Annotated in this window: 16 protein-coding genes and 2 pseudogenes; 9 read left to right on the top strand and 9 right to left on the bottom strand. The window is 64.9% G+C overall.

What is annotated here, in order from left to right; translation table 11 throughout:
* A pseudogene (locus CCN33_RS03865) lies at positions 1-495 on the bottom strand (conjugal transfer protein); the annotation flags it as partial.
* A complete protein-coding gene (locus tag CCN33_RS03860) occupies positions 492-782 on the bottom strand; it encodes a hypothetical protein (protein ID WP_086691096.1) in 291 nt (96 codons plus the stop codon). The gene CCN33_RS03860 and the pseudogene CCN33_RS03865, both read right to left, overlap by 4 nt.
* A gap of 504 nt (positions 783-1,286) precedes the next feature.
* Between CCN33_RS03860 and CCN33_RS03855 the strand changes: the two genes are divergently transcribed.
* Together CCN33_RS03855 and CCN33_RS03850 are read left to right on the top strand one after the other, a co-directional pair.
* Positions 1,287-2,054, top strand: coding sequence for a helix-turn-helix domain-containing protein (locus CCN33_RS03855; RefSeq protein WP_086691098.1), 768 nt, complete (start codon positions 1,287-1,289; stop codon positions 2,052-2,054).
* The gene (locus CCN33_RS03850; RefSeq protein WP_086691094.1) at positions 2,054-2,527 is read left to right on the top strand and encodes an NUDIX domain-containing protein; all 474 of its coding nucleotides are present in this window, start codon (positions 2,054-2,056) and stop codon (positions 2,525-2,527) included. Before CCN33_RS03855 ends, CCN33_RS03850 begins: the two co-directional genes overlap by 1 nt.
* On the opposite strand, the gene CCN33_RS03845 is transcribed toward CCN33_RS03850, so the two are convergent.
* The 4 genes from CCN33_RS03845 to CCN33_RS31470 form a co-directional block, all read right to left on the bottom strand.
* Positions 2,524-3,084 carry an HD domain-containing protein gene (locus tag CCN33_RS03845; protein WP_086691092.1) on the bottom strand — a complete coding sequence of 187 codons (561 nt, stop codon included), beginning with the start codon at positions 3,082-3,084 and terminating at the stop codon, positions 2,524-2,526. The genes CCN33_RS03850 and CCN33_RS03845 overlap by 4 nt on opposite strands.
* Before the next feature lie 11 nt (positions 3,085-3,095).
* Positions 3,096-3,539 (bottom strand): GntR family transcriptional regulator, encoded by a 444-nt coding sequence (locus CCN33_RS03840; protein WP_086691090.1) that lies wholly within the window; start codon positions 3,537-3,539, stop codon positions 3,096-3,098.
* 155 nt (positions 3,540-3,694) lie between these two features.
* Positions 3,695-4,549: a DUF5677 domain-containing protein gene (locus tag CCN33_RS31475; protein WP_140394459.1), complete on the bottom strand. Its 855-nt coding sequence runs from the start codon at positions 4,547-4,549 to the stop codon at positions 3,695-3,697.
* Between the two features lie 124 nt (positions 4,550-4,673).
* Positions 4,674-5,948 (bottom strand): hypothetical protein, encoded by a 1,275-nt coding sequence (locus CCN33_RS31470; protein WP_140394458.1) that lies wholly within the window; start codon positions 5,946-5,948, stop codon positions 4,674-4,676.
* 685 nt (positions 5,949-6,633) lie between these two features.
* On the opposite strand from CCN33_RS31470, the gene CCN33_RS32745 reads away from it, so the two are divergent.
* Genes CCN33_RS32745 through CCN33_RS33700 form a run of 3 tightly spaced genes read left to right on the top strand, consistent with a single transcriptional unit; the run spans position 6,634 to position 7,650 of the window.
* Entirely contained in the window at positions 6,634-7,029 is a 396-nt protein-coding gene (locus CCN33_RS32745) for a hypothetical protein (protein ID WP_244173615.1), read from the top strand.
* Positions 7,026-7,394: a tyrosine-type recombinase/integrase gene (locus CCN33_RS33480; protein WP_279628142.1), complete on the top strand. Its 369-nt coding sequence runs from the start codon at positions 7,026-7,028 to the stop codon at positions 7,392-7,394. The genes CCN33_RS32745 and CCN33_RS33480 overlap by 4 nt, the downstream gene beginning before the upstream one ends.
* The gene (locus CCN33_RS33700; RefSeq protein WP_425275825.1) at positions 7,291-7,650 is read left to right on the top strand and encodes a tyrosine-type recombinase/integrase; all 360 of its coding nucleotides are present in this window, start codon (positions 7,291-7,293) and stop codon (positions 7,648-7,650) included. Before CCN33_RS33480 ends, CCN33_RS33700 begins: the two co-directional genes overlap by 104 nt.
* A 94-nt stretch (positions 7,651-7,744) precedes the next feature.
* Here CCN33_RS33700 and CCN33_RS03830 read toward each other — a convergent pair whose 3' ends face one another.
* Complete coding sequence (locus CCN33_RS03830) at positions 7,745-7,981, bottom strand: GntR family transcriptional regulator (protein ID WP_086691088.1); 237 nt, start codon at positions 7,979-7,981, stop codon at positions 7,745-7,747.
* Positions 7,982-8,458: 477 nt separating this feature from the next.
* Here CCN33_RS03830 and CCN33_RS03825 point away from each other — a divergent pair, with 477 nt between their 5' ends.
* The 4 genes and pseudogenes from CCN33_RS03825 (at position 8,459) to CCN33_RS03810 (ending at position 14,073) form a co-directional block, all read left to right on the top strand.
* Positions 8,459-8,800: a hypothetical protein gene (locus CCN33_RS03825; RefSeq protein ID WP_208621649.1), complete on the top strand. Its 342-nt coding sequence runs from the start codon at positions 8,459-8,461 to the stop codon at positions 8,798-8,800.
* Between the two features lie 375 nt (positions 8,801-9,175).
* Positions 9,176-9,360, top strand: a pseudogene (locus CCN33_RS32735) (SAM-dependent methyltransferase); the annotation flags it as partial.
* Between the two features lie 1,173 nt (positions 9,361-10,533).
* A complete protein-coding gene (locus CCN33_RS03815) occupies positions 10,534-13,269 on the top strand; it encodes a HEAT repeat domain-containing protein (RefSeq protein ID WP_167387763.1) in 2,736 nt (911 codons plus the stop codon).
* A gap of 399 nt (positions 13,270-13,668) precedes the next feature.
* Positions 13,669-14,073 (top strand): nuclear transport factor 2 family protein, encoded by a 405-nt coding sequence (locus CCN33_RS03810; protein WP_086691084.1) that lies wholly within the window; start codon positions 13,669-13,671, stop codon positions 14,071-14,073.
* 75 nt (positions 14,074-14,148) lie between these two features.
* Here the strand turns inward: CCN33_RS03810 and CCN33_RS03805 are convergent, their stop codons facing one another.
* Both CCN33_RS03805 and CCN33_RS03800 read right to left on the bottom strand, forming a co-directional pair.
* A complete protein-coding gene (locus CCN33_RS03805) occupies positions 14,149-15,255 on the bottom strand; it encodes an SUKH-4 family immunity protein (RefSeq protein ID WP_086691082.1) in 1,107 nt (368 codons plus the stop codon).
* Between the two features lie 207 nt (positions 15,256-15,462).
* Positions 15,463-16,219: molybdopterin cofactor-binding domain-containing protein (locus CCN33_RS03800; RefSeq protein ID WP_167387762.1), on the bottom strand; the 757-nt coding region annotated here is incomplete at its 5' end.

Below are 16,219 nucleotides of genomic sequence, written 5' to 3'. Positions count from 1 at the left end.
CACCCGGTCGACCGGGTGATGGGCGGCACGGGCCCGGTGGTAGGCGAGCGCCTGCACCACGTCGGCGGTGCGCCGCTCGTTCTCGGCGTCACGGCCGTCGGTGTGGACGACGATCCGGCGGGCGAGGAACGCCATGCCCTCCGCCGAGACCGACATGCCCATGGGGGTGAGGGCGTAGACGACGGTGCGGCCGGGGTCCGGCGCGGCCATGGCACCCATCACGGCGGCGGCGGCCGGAAGGGCCCACAGGCCGATCCGTACGACGCGCGGCGAGGACTGGCCCAGCATGGTCAGGCCCAGCAGGACCAGGGCGAGCACGGCCGTGGCGCCCTCACCGGCACCGAGGGCACCGAGCGCGGTGCCTCGGCCGTAGGCGTGGCCGATGTTGCTGTAAGTGCCGATGCCGCCGACCACGCCCGTGGCGAGCATGGGCACGAACGCGGCCGCCAGCACACCGACCTGAACCCTGGTCAAAGGCTTGCGGATCTCACTCATGCCGCTTCCCCCGTCCCCGCCCGGTGGACGCGAACGGAACGCAGGAACGGGACCGTGCGGGTCAGCGCGTCGGCGTACAGGGCGTCCCAGCCGGCAACCTCGTCACCAGCCGCCGCCTCCGCCCGCAGGTCGGCGAGGATGTCACGGGCCGCGTCCTCACGGGCGGCCCGCTCGCCGTTCGTCTCGAACTCCAGCGGGCCCCGGAACAGGTCGATGTCGATACCGAGCGCCAGTTCCGCAAACTCGATGTCGCCGTGCGCCTCCTGGCCGGCGACGAACATACGCATACGCATAGTGGATCCCTCCTTGGAACGTCGGGATGGGAGACCAGGCGCGGCGGGCTGTCCTGTCCGGGAGTGCCGCCGCGCCGGAAACACCGACCACCACTGAGAAGCAGCGGGGCTGTGATGCGAGGTGGTGCGCTGTCTCCTTCGGGAACTCGGGCTCCCGTTTCAGGCGTATGGAGACGTGACCTTTCGGTCTGAGCCCTCCGGTTGACCAGGGGTCCGGGTCCCTCGGCCCGCTCTGTCCCGGGCCCCTTGCAGTGCGCTCGATCGACCCGCCGAAGCGGGCGAACGAGAGGAACATGTATTACCTGTTCCTCATCTTGCAGAGGGAGGTTCACCCCGTCAAGCCCTTCGGCTGGTTGGAGTTCGCGCGCCCCTCGCGCTCGATGTACCTACAGAGTGGTGCCAGGGACGGCGACACTCGACTTCGCACCTGTACGACCTGGGGCGTTCTTGGCTAGCGTGAAGTCGTACCAAGTCGTCCTGTCAGACCGGAGGTTGGACGTGGCCAACGAGCGACTGCGCGGCGCGATCGTCGACTTGGGTCTGACCCTTGATGAGGTAGCCGAACGTCTCGGCGTCGCGGCAAAGACGGTCGAACGCTGGATCAACGACCCGGAGCGCAAGCCATACCGTCGCTTCCAGTACGCGACGGCCTCACTCCTGAAGTGCGAAGTCTCGTACCTCTGGCCGGACGAACGGACATCGACCGAAGTCACCGCGACCGGCAACGCGGAGTTAGTCAGGCTCTATCCGCACCGTTCCGTCGTGATGCAGACGCTATGGACGGACCTGTACTCGAAGGCGATCCGCCAGTTTGACCTTCTGGTGTACTCGGGGTTCTGGCTCACAGAGGACGCGACGTTTCACCGCATCGTGAAGGAGAAAGCAGCCGACGGAGTACCCATCCGTTTCATTTTGGGAGAGCCTTCGGCGCCGGCCGTGGCCGTTCGAGGCGAAGACGAAGGGATCGGCGCGGCGATGGCGGGCAAGATTCGAAACGCCCTCATCAACTACGGCCCACTCTTCGGTCTCCCCGGTGTCGAGTTCCGCTTGCACAGCACCACGCTCTACAACTCGATCTACCGGGCGGATGACGAGATGCTGGCGAACGGCCACCTGTACGGGGTCGGCGCCTACATGGCCCCCGTGCTGCACCTGCGCCGCGTTCCGGGCGGTGAACTCTTCGACGCCTACGCTGAGAGTGTTGAGAAGGTGTGGGAGTCAGCCCGCCCCATCTCCTCACCCGCCGATTGGGAGGGCACACACTGATGAGCCGGATCGACTACTTCCGGGACCCGAACGCCCCAAAGGCCAACTCGGTGGTTCCCTCGGTGACAGCGGTGGTCCGCGACGATGCGGGGCGCCTGTTGCTCATCCACAAGACGGACAACGACCTCTGGGCCCTGCCCGGTGGCGGCCACGACATCGGTGAACGCATCGCGGAGACCGTCGTTCGTGAGGTCCGGGAAGAGACCGGTATCGACGTTGAGGTAGACAATATTTCGGGGCTCTACACCGACCCTCAGCACGTCTTGGCCTACGACGATGGCGAGGTCCGGCAACAGTTCTCCATCTGCTTCCGGGCCCACGCGGTCGGGGGTTCCCTCCGTACAAGCAGCGAATCGAAAGAGGTCCGCTGGATTGATCCGGCGGACCTTGACGGGCTGGACATCCACCCTTCGATGATGCTGCGTATCAGGCACGGCCTCGATGATGCAGGGCGAGAGCCCTACATCGGTTAACCGCCAACGGCAGATTCCGCCATCCGGTCCCCGACGCGCTTCGACGCTGCGTGGATCTCGGGAGCCGCACGCTGGATGAACCGCCCGACGATCGTGTCCGGGCCGTACCGCTGCACGATCTCATCCAGCCGCTCAGCCGGCGTCGTCTGCGCCCCGTCCGGGGTCGTCGTCATGTCGCAGAACACCAGGGCGTCGACCAGGTCGGGGCGCTCTAGCTCGAATTCGCTCGCAAGTTCGTCACGGAGCCCGCGTTCCTCCGCTTCCAGCAACGCACAGGAGTGATGCGCAACGAGACGAACAACCCGTTCGTCCGCACCTTCCTGATCCCTGAGGAACCGCGCGCCGTCCAGGGGGTGAAAGCCCGTAGCAGCGATGGCCGGCGAGTAACCGACGTCATGCAGCACGGCCGCCGCTTCCAGCAGCTCCGCGTCGCTTCCCAGGATCGGGCTCAGGGAGCGAGCACGCTCGGCGACCCCGAGTGAGTGCGCCCACCGGCGCGGCAACGGATCGGCAAGCATCGCTTCGGAGAGCCTGTACGCCCACTGAGTCAGTCCCATGGCGGCTAAGACTACGGCTGGACCGTGGAAGCCGGGAGGGCGCGCACGGTGCGCCCCTTGCCGTGAACCGTGGCGAGCAGACCGTTCCCCTCCATTTGCGCCAGAACACGGCGTACGGCAGTGCGGGACACGCCGAACCGCTCACACAACTTCGCTTCAGACGGATAGGCGTCTCCAACTGAGAGTGAATCTTCTTCGATCACATCCGCCATGCGCTGCATCAACGAGCGGCGGTCGCCACCTCGGACCACGTGCCAGCCGGCGCCAGGGGTCGACGCAACAATCCCGTCAGCTTCGAGGACCTTGAGCGCGCGGCGAATCGTGTTCCGGGAGACACCATGCAAGACCATCAGATCGGATTCCGAGGGCAGGGCCTCACTATCCTCTGCCTTGATCTGGTTTCGCAGTGTCTCGGCAATGACCAAGTAGGTACCGCGCGGACTGGCCTTCGACACTGCTACTCCTCTTCGCGTCTGCCCGTGACTCGCTGTCAAGGATCGCACGAGAGCACGCACAGGCAGGTCCATGCCAGGCCACCTAATTCGGCCTGAGAGCTGCCGACCTCCCACGGGACTCCTGCCGGTTCACTTACATTCCGACGCCTTTCGCATCAAGGCTCGAGATGCGCGAAGTCCCATACGTTCAGATATGTCGCTTTGCCGGGGTTGTAATACATTTGCCCTTCGGCGATAGGGCGCTCCTTAGTCGGCAACTCCACTTCCTCGACTGCAGAGTGAACCCACAAAACAAGCTTAGAAATCAGCGAAACCTGCCGATCGATGGTGAAACAGTTCTGTTCAAAGGTCGATAGGCTCTGATCAAATATCGTGACCCCGACGTCAGATATTGATGCTCTCCGCAAAGAATCAGACACACTGAAATGCACCGACCTTGACGAGGCGCCATAAATATCTTGGTACTCGCTTTGGAGACCCACCTTAGAAACGAGCGTCGAAATGGAAGGGGGCGAAAACTTGCCGTCTTCCCCTTGGGGCCACCCAAGACTCACGGCCTCTGCAGCGAGTTCATCCCGTGCGACTTTAGCGCTCTCGTGCAAGTGATCGACGAACTTCTTCTCAAAACCAATCTTTCGCATATATCTCGCGCCGAAAGTTTGCATCTGCCCTACGGCAAGCGTCCCGAGCTCGAAAGCAGCGAAAGCGTGAGTAACCTTTCGGCGGCGGTCGACCGGAAGCGTGTGTAGGTATTTCAGCCACACAAACTCTTCGAAAGATTTCCGAGCCAACCCTGCGAGCAAGTGCGCGCTACCAAGCTCGGCAAAGGCAAGACCGGACACCCTTAGAGCCCCTGCCTGCCGAGAAAGAGACGCTCTGAAAAGAAACAGCCAAGGATCGCCCTCCATGAACCCTTCGACCGTCGGTTGAGGTAGGGAATCAAGAATTCCTTCTGTCCACTGTGCGGTCGAAAAAGCTAGACGCACAAGCCTGTCTTGCTCTTCACTCATGAGCGCTCTCGCCTCATCAAGTGATGTCATCACGGCAGCCTTCCTAGGGTGGGACATTGTCAGGCGATTGGCTGGCGGGCCTGCGATGTGAAGACCCCTAAGCCACCTAAAGCCGAAGGTGAACTTAAATTGACGACCGCATGGAATCGACAGTATCACGCCATGTCGAGTAACCCGAGAACCAACTGAGCGGATGCTCTTCAGTACTCTCCAAGAATTTACGCGCCCACTTCCACCCGCCAATGCGACGTAGCCCTGGCTCGCCCAAAATCATGAGGCACGTACGTGGATAGCGCTCCGCCCGAAGCGCAAGGCGCGCCTTCACGAATTCAAGCAGTTTATCGCTCGCTGCAATGGCTTTCTCCGCTTCGGCACGACTCGGCCTGTACCCCCTGTGCACAACACGCCCACGCATGTAGGCGAGGTCTTCGCTCCACCTCCGTACCGGCCCATTGGCAGCGGGGTTCCAATTACCTCCTAGTCGCGGGCCATACTCCCGCTTGATACGGGAGGCCAGTCCGCCATTCTTGGATTCATCAAATACAATCAGGGCAGCTTGAAAATCAGGGGCTTCAATCTGTTCTTCCCAGAGCAGCAGACCGAGCAAACTATCCAAGAGGATCTCTGAAGCGAGAGCCGCATGTATAACAGCATTGGCGTAGTCGCCCTGCTGGTCCATGTATTGACTTGCCACTAGCGAGCGCCCCATGACGAGCTCAAGCGGTGACCCATTCCAAACTCTTTGCAGCATGGTCAGGAGCTGTTCGAACTCCTTTTCATCCATCACTTCATCCGGATAATGCACGGGCGGCGAAAGCCAGAAAGTTCCACCACGCTCATTGCCGTACTCTTCGCCGGCGAATCTGCCGAACCAAAAAACCACCCCCGCTTGCTCTGCTCCAACGTGGGGGGTGATGTTATCGCGCTTAGCGAGGCGACTGAGCGAATAAACGTCGTATAGGACACTGAAGCAGCGCGCAAACGCCTCCCTGAGAGCAGAGTCCATATCGCTTAGCGTGTCACCATTCTGGGCCGTCACCATCTCGACAACGGTCCGGTAGGTATCTTGCGAAAGCGGCACCCTCTCCTCTGGCGCCTCACCAAGACCAGTCACCTCATGTACCACCTGAAGGAGACCGTGCAAGGAATCTGCTACATCTACCGTCTCTTTCAACTGCCAGAACTTCAAAGAGACAAAGTTTCGATTTCTCTGATTCTCGTCCAGCGGGAAAGAACCATCAGTTGCGCGTACTTCGATATCTTCCCAGCCTCGAAGTGTCTCTTCCAGGAGACGGGACACAACCGACCCGTGCTGAAGCGGGCAGGGAACCGGGAGCGCCACAAAAAAAGTAAGCAGCAGGGGGGCGCTTTCTCTGTCCTCACGGGCGGCAGAATCCATGTCTCAATCATGGCTCGCTGACACGAAGTGTCCAGCGTTTTTTCCGAAGTCGTCAACCAGTCCGCGCCCCTCCACGCAGGCTCAACGGCAGCCAACGCCAGCAAGCCGTATCTAGCCTGCTCAACGACGTAACTTGCAGGCCCCACACGATGCCGTCACGACGCTCTGCCGTCCTCCCGCTCAAGGCTGTTGCTTGTTGGGGTGCCCGTCTCAGTTCCCGTCTCGTTCATCGCCGTACGAGGCTGTCCGATGCCCTTCACTCTGCTTCACGAACCCGCTCTCCACACGCGACTGAACGCTGGTGAACCCACCCGGATCATGCCCTGACCAGCCCGGACAAACCTGCAAAGCGAGTTACGCGGGTTCGATTCCCGCCACGGCCTCTGACGTGCGCAGATGCACGGATGACGCGGCTCCTAGCTCCGTGACTCCTGTCAGACACGGAGCTAGGTCCGTTGCTTGAACTAACAGCGGCGGACCTAGGCTCCCGGCCACAAGGAGCCACGAGAGCACATGGCACAGCCGAAACACTCCACACCAACCGGGGCACGTAAGAGCGCGCTCCGCAGCCCTACGCGCTCCGTCGTCGGCGTGAGCGACGAGAGCACACAGACGCGCGCACAGAGCGCCGTACACGCTCACGTCGCCCGAGGACATCAGGACAGCGCTCCTCGATGAGCTGCGCTTGCACCTGGAGACGACCACCAACAAGCACGGACGACCGTTCCAGCGTCGGACCATCAACGCGTACGTCAACGCGGGCAAGGCACTGTCCAACTGGATCGGAGCATCGCAGCACGTCAACGAGGCGGGTGTGGTGGTCGAGTCATTCACCGACGTGGACGTGTCCACGCTGAACCACTACTTCCGCTGGCGGTACGAGACTAAGGACGTATCCAAGAGCCAGGACGGGCAAGGCGGATACACAGGCGGGGTCAACACGCAGCAACGGAACCTCCGTGCGCTGTTCCTCTATCTCGCCGACGAGTACGGACACCCCAACCCGTACGACGACCCGAAGCTCCACGGCGCACAGCGCCGCAACTCGGCAAGCCCAAGACGCTGTCCGAGAAATTCGTGACGGACGTCCTCTCTCTTACAGCGTGGGGACACGACCCCGAGCGGCGAGAGTTCGAGACCGTCAGGGACCACGCGCTCTTGCGCGTGCTCACCGAGGGACTACGCGCCGAGGAGATCCTGAACCTGCGCACCTTCGACCTGGACCTGCCCAATGGCACGCTCGTCGTCGTCCCGCTCAAAGGACAGCGCAACTCCACGGACGCCCGACCGATCCCCTTGCAGCCCAGCACGGTGAAGGCGCTGACGCGGTACCTACGGGTACGTGCCACACACCCCCGGGCAGACAGCGGTCACCCTGACTCCGCGTGGCTCTGGCTGGGGACACACGGCCGTAGGCCGCTGCGATACAAGGCGCTGCGGCCGTAGGCCGCTGCGATACAAGGCGCTCTACCAGATGGTGAAGCGGCGGGCAGACCAGGCGGGCTATGACCCCGACGAGGTGACGCCGCACTCCCTCTGTCACACGTGGGCGCATGACCTACTGGACGCGGGAGTCGCGGGCGAGAACGTCATGGCCATCCGAGGATGGTCCTCGCCCGTGATGCTCCGACGGTACGGAGCGGATCAAGCCTCACAGCGGGCGATCACCGCCGTGCACGCGCTGGGCGATCGGTACAGCTAGCCACCTGACCAGCGGCTAAGCAACAGCCGGCGAGCACATCAGACCGGGGGTGTGGGACAGCCATCAGCGACGTTCCGCACCCGCCGTCGTCTGGCTACTCGTCGCCCTTCACGAAGGACCCCATGCCCGGCGTGGTCATGAGGAGGCCCTCCGCGCGGAGAGCGGCCACGGCCTTGCGGGCGGTCATCTTGGCCACGCCCCACTCCCCCATGATCCGCGACTCGCTGATCAGGGTGTCGGGCGGAAAGGTGCCGTCCTGGATGCGCTGCCTGATGGCGTCGGCGATCTGCTGCCACCTCGGCCGCTTCGGGTCCCACTGCACCTCTGCCATACCACGGACGCTATGCAGCCGTGAGCAGGCACGCATGTGCAGGTGGGTCTATAGGGAGGCATAGACAGGCATAGACCGTTCTCGCTAACGTGACGCGCACAACAACACAGAGACCCCCGCGACAGGGCGAACTGTCCGGGGGCGTGGCCGATCACCCAAGGAGTGACCGACAGTGCGAACCCTACTGGCCTTAGTCCTTTCGTGGCTTCTCCCAGCACGAGGGAAGCGACGGGCGACCGAAGAGGTACGCAGTGCGTACCCCATCACCGCAGATTCTTCGACACGGCGGCTGACCATCACGCGTGACGCGGTGGGTGTGGGACGTCCCGTCCCCTACATCGAGGCCGACGGCTTGCCCCTCGTCCGGCCGTACGTCATCGCCCACGAGAGGGAGCAGGAGCGACGACGCCAGCGCGCCAGGCGACGCGCGGCCGTGCTGGCAACGCTCGGACAGGACTACCCGGCAGGAGCAGCGGCATGACCCAGAACGAAGCCAACTCATCCCACCTGCGTCTCCTGCCGTGGACCGAGAACGGGAAGCCCGCCTACCTGGCGACCCACAACACGGAGACGTACCTGTCCCGCATGGCCGACCGCGTGGAGGCTCAGCAGATGGAGACTGCCGTCATCGTGTTGAAGCTGACCGAACCGATGGTTGAGGACGGCGCGAAGCTCACGGTGCCTGAACTCCGTTGGGCCGCACGGAGGCTCATCGAGAGCCTGACCGAGCTCCTGGTCATCGCTGAGAGCAGGGGCCAGCGCATCCCGCCATACGCCGAGCCGGACGACAAGCGGAGCGACGACCCACGCGACGCATAGCCGTCCGCCCCTAGTCGAGAGCCCCGAGGCCCCAACCCTCACGCCGATGGGTCTCGGGGCTCTCTTACGGCTCCGGCCACTCTGGCCAGTGCTTCATAACAGGTCGCCTAGGAATGCTGCCAAGTCCTTCGGGACGGCTCCCGTACTCCGAAAGCGTCGACCTGCCAGCACGGCAACGACCACCCGAGGGGGAACCCGACATGACCGACGCTCCTACTCCTGTCACGCGCTTCGATCACTCCAACTGCGAGCACGAGCGGACCAAGGCCGGGCGCGCGAAGTGCAGGAAGGACCGCGCCACGCGTGGGCCGCCGCCACCACCGTGTCGATGCCGGGCGAGGCAACCACGAGGGTGCCCTGATCGAGACCGGGGCGGTCTTCAGAATCGAGGGCCCCGCGTGGTCACCGGTGAAGGCGGCGGAGCAGCAGCCGGGCGAAGGACCTACAGATGAGTTGATTGAGTCTGCCATGGAGGCATGGCCGAACCGTACCCAGAGTTGCTTGCCGCCAGCTCGCATCCACTGGCCGTGGGATGGGCTCCTGCTCTAATCAGCACCTGACATCGACAGTGGCTGACATTGGCGGACTAGTCTCCGTCGCGCAGCCGTTGCGGGGTGAAGGCCGCGTCAAGGCGCCACGTAAGCGCGGCGCTCGCCCGCCCCGCGTGCCGGCGCCGCGGCCTTCGCCCCGCTACGACGCGCGACCCTGCCGGCGTCGCTGCCAGCAACCGATGAAAGCTCTGATGCCGCCCCAGATTTCTTTCTGACGGAGTGTATGCACAGGGAGTCCGTCCGGAATGATAGAGGGATGACTCGATGGCGCGTGATGGCGTGGGTGAGTGCGGGTGCGGCTGCTGCGGGGCTGACGGCGTTCTTGGCCCTGCAGGGGCTGGGGCGCGCTGATCAGTGGAGCAGCGTGCTGAGCTTGTTCTTGACGGCGGGAGGGACAGCGATCGCCGTTGTAAGTTTCGTGCAAGATCGTCGGGCCTCAGGCGTGCAGTCAGTGGATGGCGCATCAGTCAATGGCTCAGTGCATCAAGTGCGCAGCGTGCGCGGAAACGTCGTTATCCGTACAAGCACCCCGACGAGCCCCAATCTGCCATCAGCATCAGTTGCTACGCCTTCCAGCGCGGTCCCCGAGGAGGGACAGTCGGCACGAGGCACTCGGGCAGGAGGCGGGCTCACCCAGGTTGACGGCGTGCGGGGTTCGGTTCATATCGGCGACAACCAGCCGACTAGCCAGGATGGGCAGGCCACGCCATGAAGGGAACTGGATGGCTTCGGCGGATTCTCGCTGGAAGGGAACCCTCAGCCGACACCCTGCCGCTGCCCCCGCAAGGTCCGGAGCGAGGTACCTCCGCTGACGGCGCAGGAGTCGGGGGCAACCTGACGCAGCTTAATAGGGTGCGAGCTCGAGAAGTCAAGATCGTCAACAATGGCATCCCGACTGTGGAGTCACGTCCATCCGAAGAGGACGTCACGCGTGCCTGCAAGGCATACGGGGCACGGCTGCGGGAGCGCTATCAGCAACTGGATCTGGAGGTACTTACGCCACTATCAGAACAGGACGAGCATCCCGTCATGCGATTGGGGGACGTGTTTGTCGCACAGCACGTCCGCACGGACCCCCCTCCAGTGGAATTGCCCCGCGAGTTGCTACGCAGACTAGTTGAAGCGGGAGAGGTAGACACCTCAGACCTGCCGCCGGGCGTGGAACCAGACACAGTAAAGCGGGTGCGACAAGCGTATCTGGAACGGCCCGCCCTGCCCGTACTGGACGTGCTCACCAAACCCGAAGCCGGCAGAGTGGTGCTGCTGGGAGACCCCGGAGCGGGAAAGTCTACTCTGGCCCGGTATGTGACACTCGCACTGGCGAATAATTCACCGGTCCAAGGGCTGGATAGATTGGCCGGTTGGGTGCCTCTTCTGGTGGAACTGCGCATATACGCCGAGGCTGGCTGGCGTGAGCGGACCTTCGAAGAATTTCTACACCACCTGCATGCCACTGAGGGTCTAGGACTACCAGCGCCGGTACTAGAGAAGTGCCTCAGCGACAGCGGACAGGTAGTGGTTATCTTCGATGGCTTGGACGAATTGTTCGATCCCCAGGTTCGCGAGGCCGTGACGAACCGTATCGCAGGTTTCGCTTCCCGCCATCCGCGAGCACGCATCCTGGTCACATCCAGGGTGATCGGTTATCAGCGTGCGATTTTGGATGGCGCGGGCTTCACCCATTTCATGCTGCAAGATTTGGATAATGAGCAAATCCGTCAGTTCGTAGCTAGGTGGTACCAGTCATCATGTCCCGACGACCCGGTTCGAGTGCGGCAACTATGCCGACGGGTGACTGACGCAGTGGAGCATTCTGCATCGGTGAGGGAACTGGCAGGAAACCCCCTGATTCTCACGATCCTGGCAATTATCGGACGGCGTAGAGAGCTCCCTCGGGACCGCCGCACGGTCTATGAGCACGCTGTATCAGTGCTGGTAGAGCAGTGGGATCCCAACAAGCGCCTGAAGGACCGGGTTGAGGAGTCCATGCCGTACCTTGGCTCCGAGGACCGGCAAGAACTCTTGCAGTTGGTTGCCAGACGGATGCAGGAAGGCCAAGGAGGGATTGCCGGAAACCATATTCCCGGTCCCGACCTGCTCGACACTTTCACCGGTTATTTGCGGGAGCGTTATGAGCTGCCGCCCGACCGCGCCACTGCCGCCGCACGGGTTATGCTACAGCAGCTTCGCGACAGGAACTTCGTCCTGAGTCGCTATGGCGGCGAGGTTTACGGATTCGTCCACCGCACATTTCTAGAATATCTTGCCGCCACCGACATCGCCCGGCGATTCAACGAGGAACACTCTCTGAGCCCGGACGAACTAATTAAAAATGTTTTTGCCAGACGCTGGAAAGACCCAGCTTGGCGTGAAGTCTTGCTCTTGCTAACCGGCAGGATCAACGAACGGTTCACCGCGGAAGCCATCGACGATCTCCTCTCTATCTGCGCTACCAGCAAGGATTCTACGGAGGTAACAGGGGCCCTAATCCTGGCCATTCAATATATCAGCGAGGCTCGCAAGCCGGGCACGTTGTCTCGGCAGAGCCGGGCGGCCGCCGACAGGGTAATTGACATCCTAGAGAATGGTGATGATTTCGACCACTGGTTCATGTGGGACAGAGCAGACGAGATCCTGCCACTCCTATCCAGTCTCGGCCAGAATTGGGCTGGCCATGAACGATACCTCCGCTGGTACAACGTCCGAGGACAGTTCGACCGCCCAATGCTGGAATTCGATGAATTCGCACTCGAACTGAGCGCTCAGATCGCAACCGCACTACGCGTTGCGCCACCGGCTGACACTGCCAAGCTGCGTCACCTAGCTGCCAATAGTCCCAATACCTATGTTCGTAAGTGCACCCTGAATGCCTTGGCGGACGGCTGGGCGGACGACCCGGCCACAGTGGCCTTCCTGCGCGACCGCGCCACCACCGACCCCGACCCCGGCCCCCGCAGCACCGCCCTGCACGCCCTCATCCAACGCTGGGCCGACGACCCGGCCACAGCGGCCTTCCTGCGCGATCTCGCCACCACCGACCCCAACCCTGCCCACCGCAGCACTGCCCTGTACGCCGTCGTCCTAGGCTCGGCTGACGACCCGGCCACAGTGGCCTTCCTGCGCGACCGGGCCACCACCGACCCCAACCCCGGACCGCGCAGCGCCGCCCTGCAAGCCCTCACCCAACGCTGGGCTGACGACCCGGCCACAGCGGCCCTCCTGCGCGATCGCGCCACCACCGACCCCGATTCAGGCCCCCGCAACACCGCCCTGATCGTCGTCGCCCGGCGCGGGGCGGACGACCCCGACACAGTTGCCCTCCTGCGCGACCGCGCCACCAACGACCCCCACCCCGGGCCGCGCAGCACCGCCCTGCAGATGCTCGCTCAACGCTGGGCCGACGACCCCGACACAGCGGCCTTCCTGCGCGACCGGGCCACCACCGACCCCGACCCCGGCCCCCGCAACACGGCCCTGCAAGCCCTCACCCAACACTGGGCCGGCGACCCCGACACGACCACCCTCCTACGCGACCGCGCCACCAACGACCCCGACGTGGCCCTTCGGCAAAGCGCAGTGCAAACTCTTGCGCAGGGCTGGCCCGACGACCCCGACACGACCACCCTCCTACGCGACCGCGCCACCAACGACCCGGACGTCACCCTTCGGCAAAGCACAGTGCAATGGTTCGCCGTCGTCACGCCGGATTCAACGGATGCCGTTCCGTTTCTGACAGGCCTAGCCGACCAAGAAAATGCGGCGGTCCGTACAGCAGTTTTCCGAGCGCTGGGCTATGGCTGGCCAACACATCCGGCTGTCGAACGGCTTCTACGCGAGCGAGTTGCCCGCGATCCAGACAGAGAAGTGCGCACTACAGTCACTGAGCTCCTCGACTCTCTTCCCTTCGGGCTGGTTTAGCTCATTCCAGCTTTAGAGATCACGGTTGCTCAAACGCACGAGGGTGTCGGGGGTGCCCGTCTCAGTTTCCGTCTCGTTCATCTCCGTTCCCGGACGTCCAGCACCGTCCATACAACCTGCCAAGTACTGCAGGTGTACGGGTCTGAACGTCCGCGGACGAGTACGCATCCCACCTTGAACACCAAAGACGTACCTGCAAAGCGAGTTACGCGGGTTCGATTCCCGCCACGGCCTCTGGCCGCCACACAGGGGCGGCCGTCTCCCGAGAGGCGCCGTCCTTCTTCTTTGCCGACGACTGGGTCCGGCCAAAGGGATGACGTGGCAGGCCGGGTCCGCCTGGACGGAAGCCGGCTGCGGCTCGCCGTGCCTAGGCTGTCACCGCTGCGGAAGGGCGGTGCCATGGATGCTGACTCCCGGACCAGGGCCGCGATCGAGGAGCACTGGCGGGCCTCGGAACGTGGGGACACCGAGGCCGAGCACGCCATCTACGCCACGGACGCGGTGCTGGACTACCCGCAGTCGGGTGAGCGGTTCCGGGGCCGCGAGACGATCTCGGCGCAACGGGGCGGGCACCCGGCCGACCGGCACTTCACCGTCCAGCGGATCACCGGCCACGCGGATCTGTGGGTGAGCGAATGCCTCATCACCTACGACGGTGTGCCGTCGCACTCGGTGAGCATCATGGAATTCGCCGACCGGCAGGTGGTGCACGAGACGCAGTACTTCGCCGGTCCGTTCGGCGCCCCCGCCTGGCGAGCCGCGCTCGCGGAACCGATGCCGGGACGGACCGTCGCCGAAGCCTGACTCCTGGCCTCGCTCGGGTCCGGCCGCGCCTGCGGCGCACGGGCGGCACCGCTTGAGAAAGACGGGACGCGCCCCTCAGAGCACCCCGCCCGGCTCCCCCCGCAGCAGTTCCGTCCAGTAGTGCCAGGAGCTGCCGGGCGAGATCCCCGTCGGGTCCAGGACCGCCAGGGTGTCCAGCATCGCCGCTGCCAGCTGGTCGTACGCCAGGGTCGTCAGCTCGCCGGAGAGGTGGGTGTCGATGGTGCGTTCGTGGTGGAGGAGCCAGAGGGTGAAGGCCAGGGTGGAGACGTCGGTGTTGAGGGGGTGGAGGGCGGTGTCGGAGTAGGTGAGGATCGCGCCGGTGCGGCCGTCGAGGACGAGAGTGGTGTCCGCGCTGAGGGAGCCGAGGCGGATCAGGTGGTCGGCCTCGCACTCGTCGGCGTAGTACTCCGTGAGCGTCGGCAGCAGCAGCTCGGTGTCGACCACCTCCTCCGGCAGCCCCGTCTCGCGCAGGAAGCGGCGCGTCGGCTCGTGGGTGAGCGTGGGCGGGAAGTCGGTCTCCTCGAAGCGGGCCACGCGCCCGTGCCCGAACTCCTGGTCCAGCAGCCGCCCCGGCATCTCCAGCGCCAGCCCGGCCGACCCCGGCGCCGGGACCAGGCACAGCGGGCGGATCAGCGCCGCCGCCTTCCAGTACGGCGGGACCGCGCCGTCCGTCCCCGCCTCGAACAGCGCCAGCAGCCGGCGGGACGCCTCACCGGCGACACCCGGTCCGTACTGCCCCGCCAGGGAGGCGAACCGGCCGCGCAGGCCCGCCAGTTCCTCGGTGACGGCGGCGAAGCGCAGCATGGTGGTGAGCGAGGGCGCGAGGGGCCGGGTGCGCGAAGGGTCGAAGAGGTACGCGGTGGTGATCTCCCCCGTCGCGCCGTCGAGCAGTATCGACTCGCGCTCCATCCCGGCCGGGTTGAGCAGTTCCCCGATGACCAGCCGGTCCCGCAGCTCGTCCGCCAGCCGGCACGGGCCGTCGGCCGCGTCGGCGAGCCTGCGCAGCCCGTGCGCGCGCAGCGGGGCGAAGGTCAGCGGGCCGGTGTCCGGGGGCAGTCCCGCACCGGCGAGCAGGCCTCGGGTCGGGGCGTGCGTGACCCAGCGGTCCAGCTCGGCCTCGGTCAGCGTGATCGCCGTGACCCCGGCATCGGTCATGCTCATGGCTCGCTCCCCCGCGATCGGACTCGGTACGGCGGGCTCCGCGCGGCGGCCGCCCCCGACTTCCGAGAACCCTAGACCGCACCACTGACAACGCCCCGAGCCGGAAGACGCGCGGGGCCGCGTCCGCGTTGCCTCACGGAAGCGGGTTCAGCCGAACGGGCGAGCCCAGCCGCGCACCAGGCGACCTCAGCCGGACGAACCCCCAGCTCACCGCGCGTTGACCACGGCGGCCTGCGGCCGGATCGGCAGCCGGTTCACCGGCCGCCCGGTGGCCGCACGCACCGCCGACGCGATCGCCGCCGGCGACGTCACCACCGGCACCGCGCTGACCGGCTTCGCGCCGAACGGCGCCACCACGTCCCGCTCCTCGACCAGCTTCACGATCCGGATGTCCGGCGCGTCCAGCGCGGTCGGCAGCGCGTACCCGGTGAGGTCGGGATGGCGGATCAGCCCGCGCGGCGTACGGAGGTTCTCGGTGAGCGCGATGCCCACGCCCTGCGTGACCCCGCCCTCGATCCGCGCCGCCAGCTGCGCGGGGTTGAGCACCCGGCCCACGTCCTGGGCGACCGCCAGCTCCACCACCCGGACCGAGCCCAGCTCCACGTCGACGTCGACCACCGCGCGGATCGCGCAGAAGGCGAGGCCGACGAAGGCGTCCCCCTGCCCGGCGCCGTCCAGCGGCTCGGTGGGATGGGGACGGCACTGGGCGGTGGCCCACAGTTCCTTGCCCTCCAGCGCCTCGGTGACGGTGGTGGAGAGCACCCCGTCGTACGAGGTGATCTTGCCGTCGGTGATCTGGAGCAGCTCGGTGGACATGCCGAACTTGTGCGCCAGCGGCTGGAGGAGCTGGGTGCGGACCATCTTCGCCGCCCGCTCCACCGCCCCGCCGGAGACCCAGGTGTGGCGGCCCCGGCAGCCGGGGCCGGCCGGGGGCTGGTCGGTGTCGACCGGCGCCACGTGGACC

Origin of the sequence: Streptomyces recifensis (assembly GCF_002154615.1) — a bacterium.
GTDB classification, from domain to species: domain Bacteria; phylum Actinomycetota; class Actinomycetes; order Streptomycetales; family Streptomycetaceae; genus Streptomyces; species Streptomyces griseoluteus.
Note: the sequence above shows the minus strand (reverse complement) of the source record. Positions and strands in the feature narration are given on the sequence as shown.

Coding starts and splice junctions, on each gene's coding strand:
- CCN33_RS03860 (WP_086691096.1), bottom strand. CDS start 782: ATGCGTATGTTCGTCGCCGGCCAGGAGGCGCACGGCGACATCGAGTTT.
- CCN33_RS03850 (WP_086691094.1), top strand. CDS start 2,054: ATGAGCCGGATCGACTACTTCCGGGACCCGAACGCCCCAAAGGCCAAC.
- CCN33_RS03845 (WP_086691092.1), bottom strand. CDS start 3,084: ATGGGACTGACTCAGTGGGCGTACAGGCTCTCCGAAGCGATGCTTGCC.
- CCN33_RS31475 (WP_140394459.1), bottom strand. CDS start 4,549: ATGAGTGAAGAGCAAGACAGGCTTGTGCGTCTAGCTTTTTCGACCGCA.
- CCN33_RS31470 (WP_140394458.1), bottom strand. CDS start 5,948: ATGGATTCTGCCGCCCGTGAGGACAGAGAAAGCGCCCCCCTGCTGCTT.
- CCN33_RS03830 (WP_086691088.1), bottom strand. CDS start 7,981: ATGGCAGAGGTGCAGTGGGACCCGAAGCGGCCGAGGTGGCAGCAGATC.
- CCN33_RS03825 (WP_208621649.1), top strand. CDS start 8,459: ATGACCCAGAACGAAGCCAACTCATCCCACCTGCGTCTCCTGCCGTGG.
- CCN33_RS03810 (WP_086691084.1), top strand. CDS start 13,669: ATGGATGCTGACTCCCGGACCAGGGCCGCGATCGAGGAGCACTGGCGG.
- CCN33_RS03805 (WP_086691082.1), bottom strand. CDS start 15,255: ATGAGCATGACCGATGCCGGGGTCACGGCGATCACGCTGACCGAGGCC.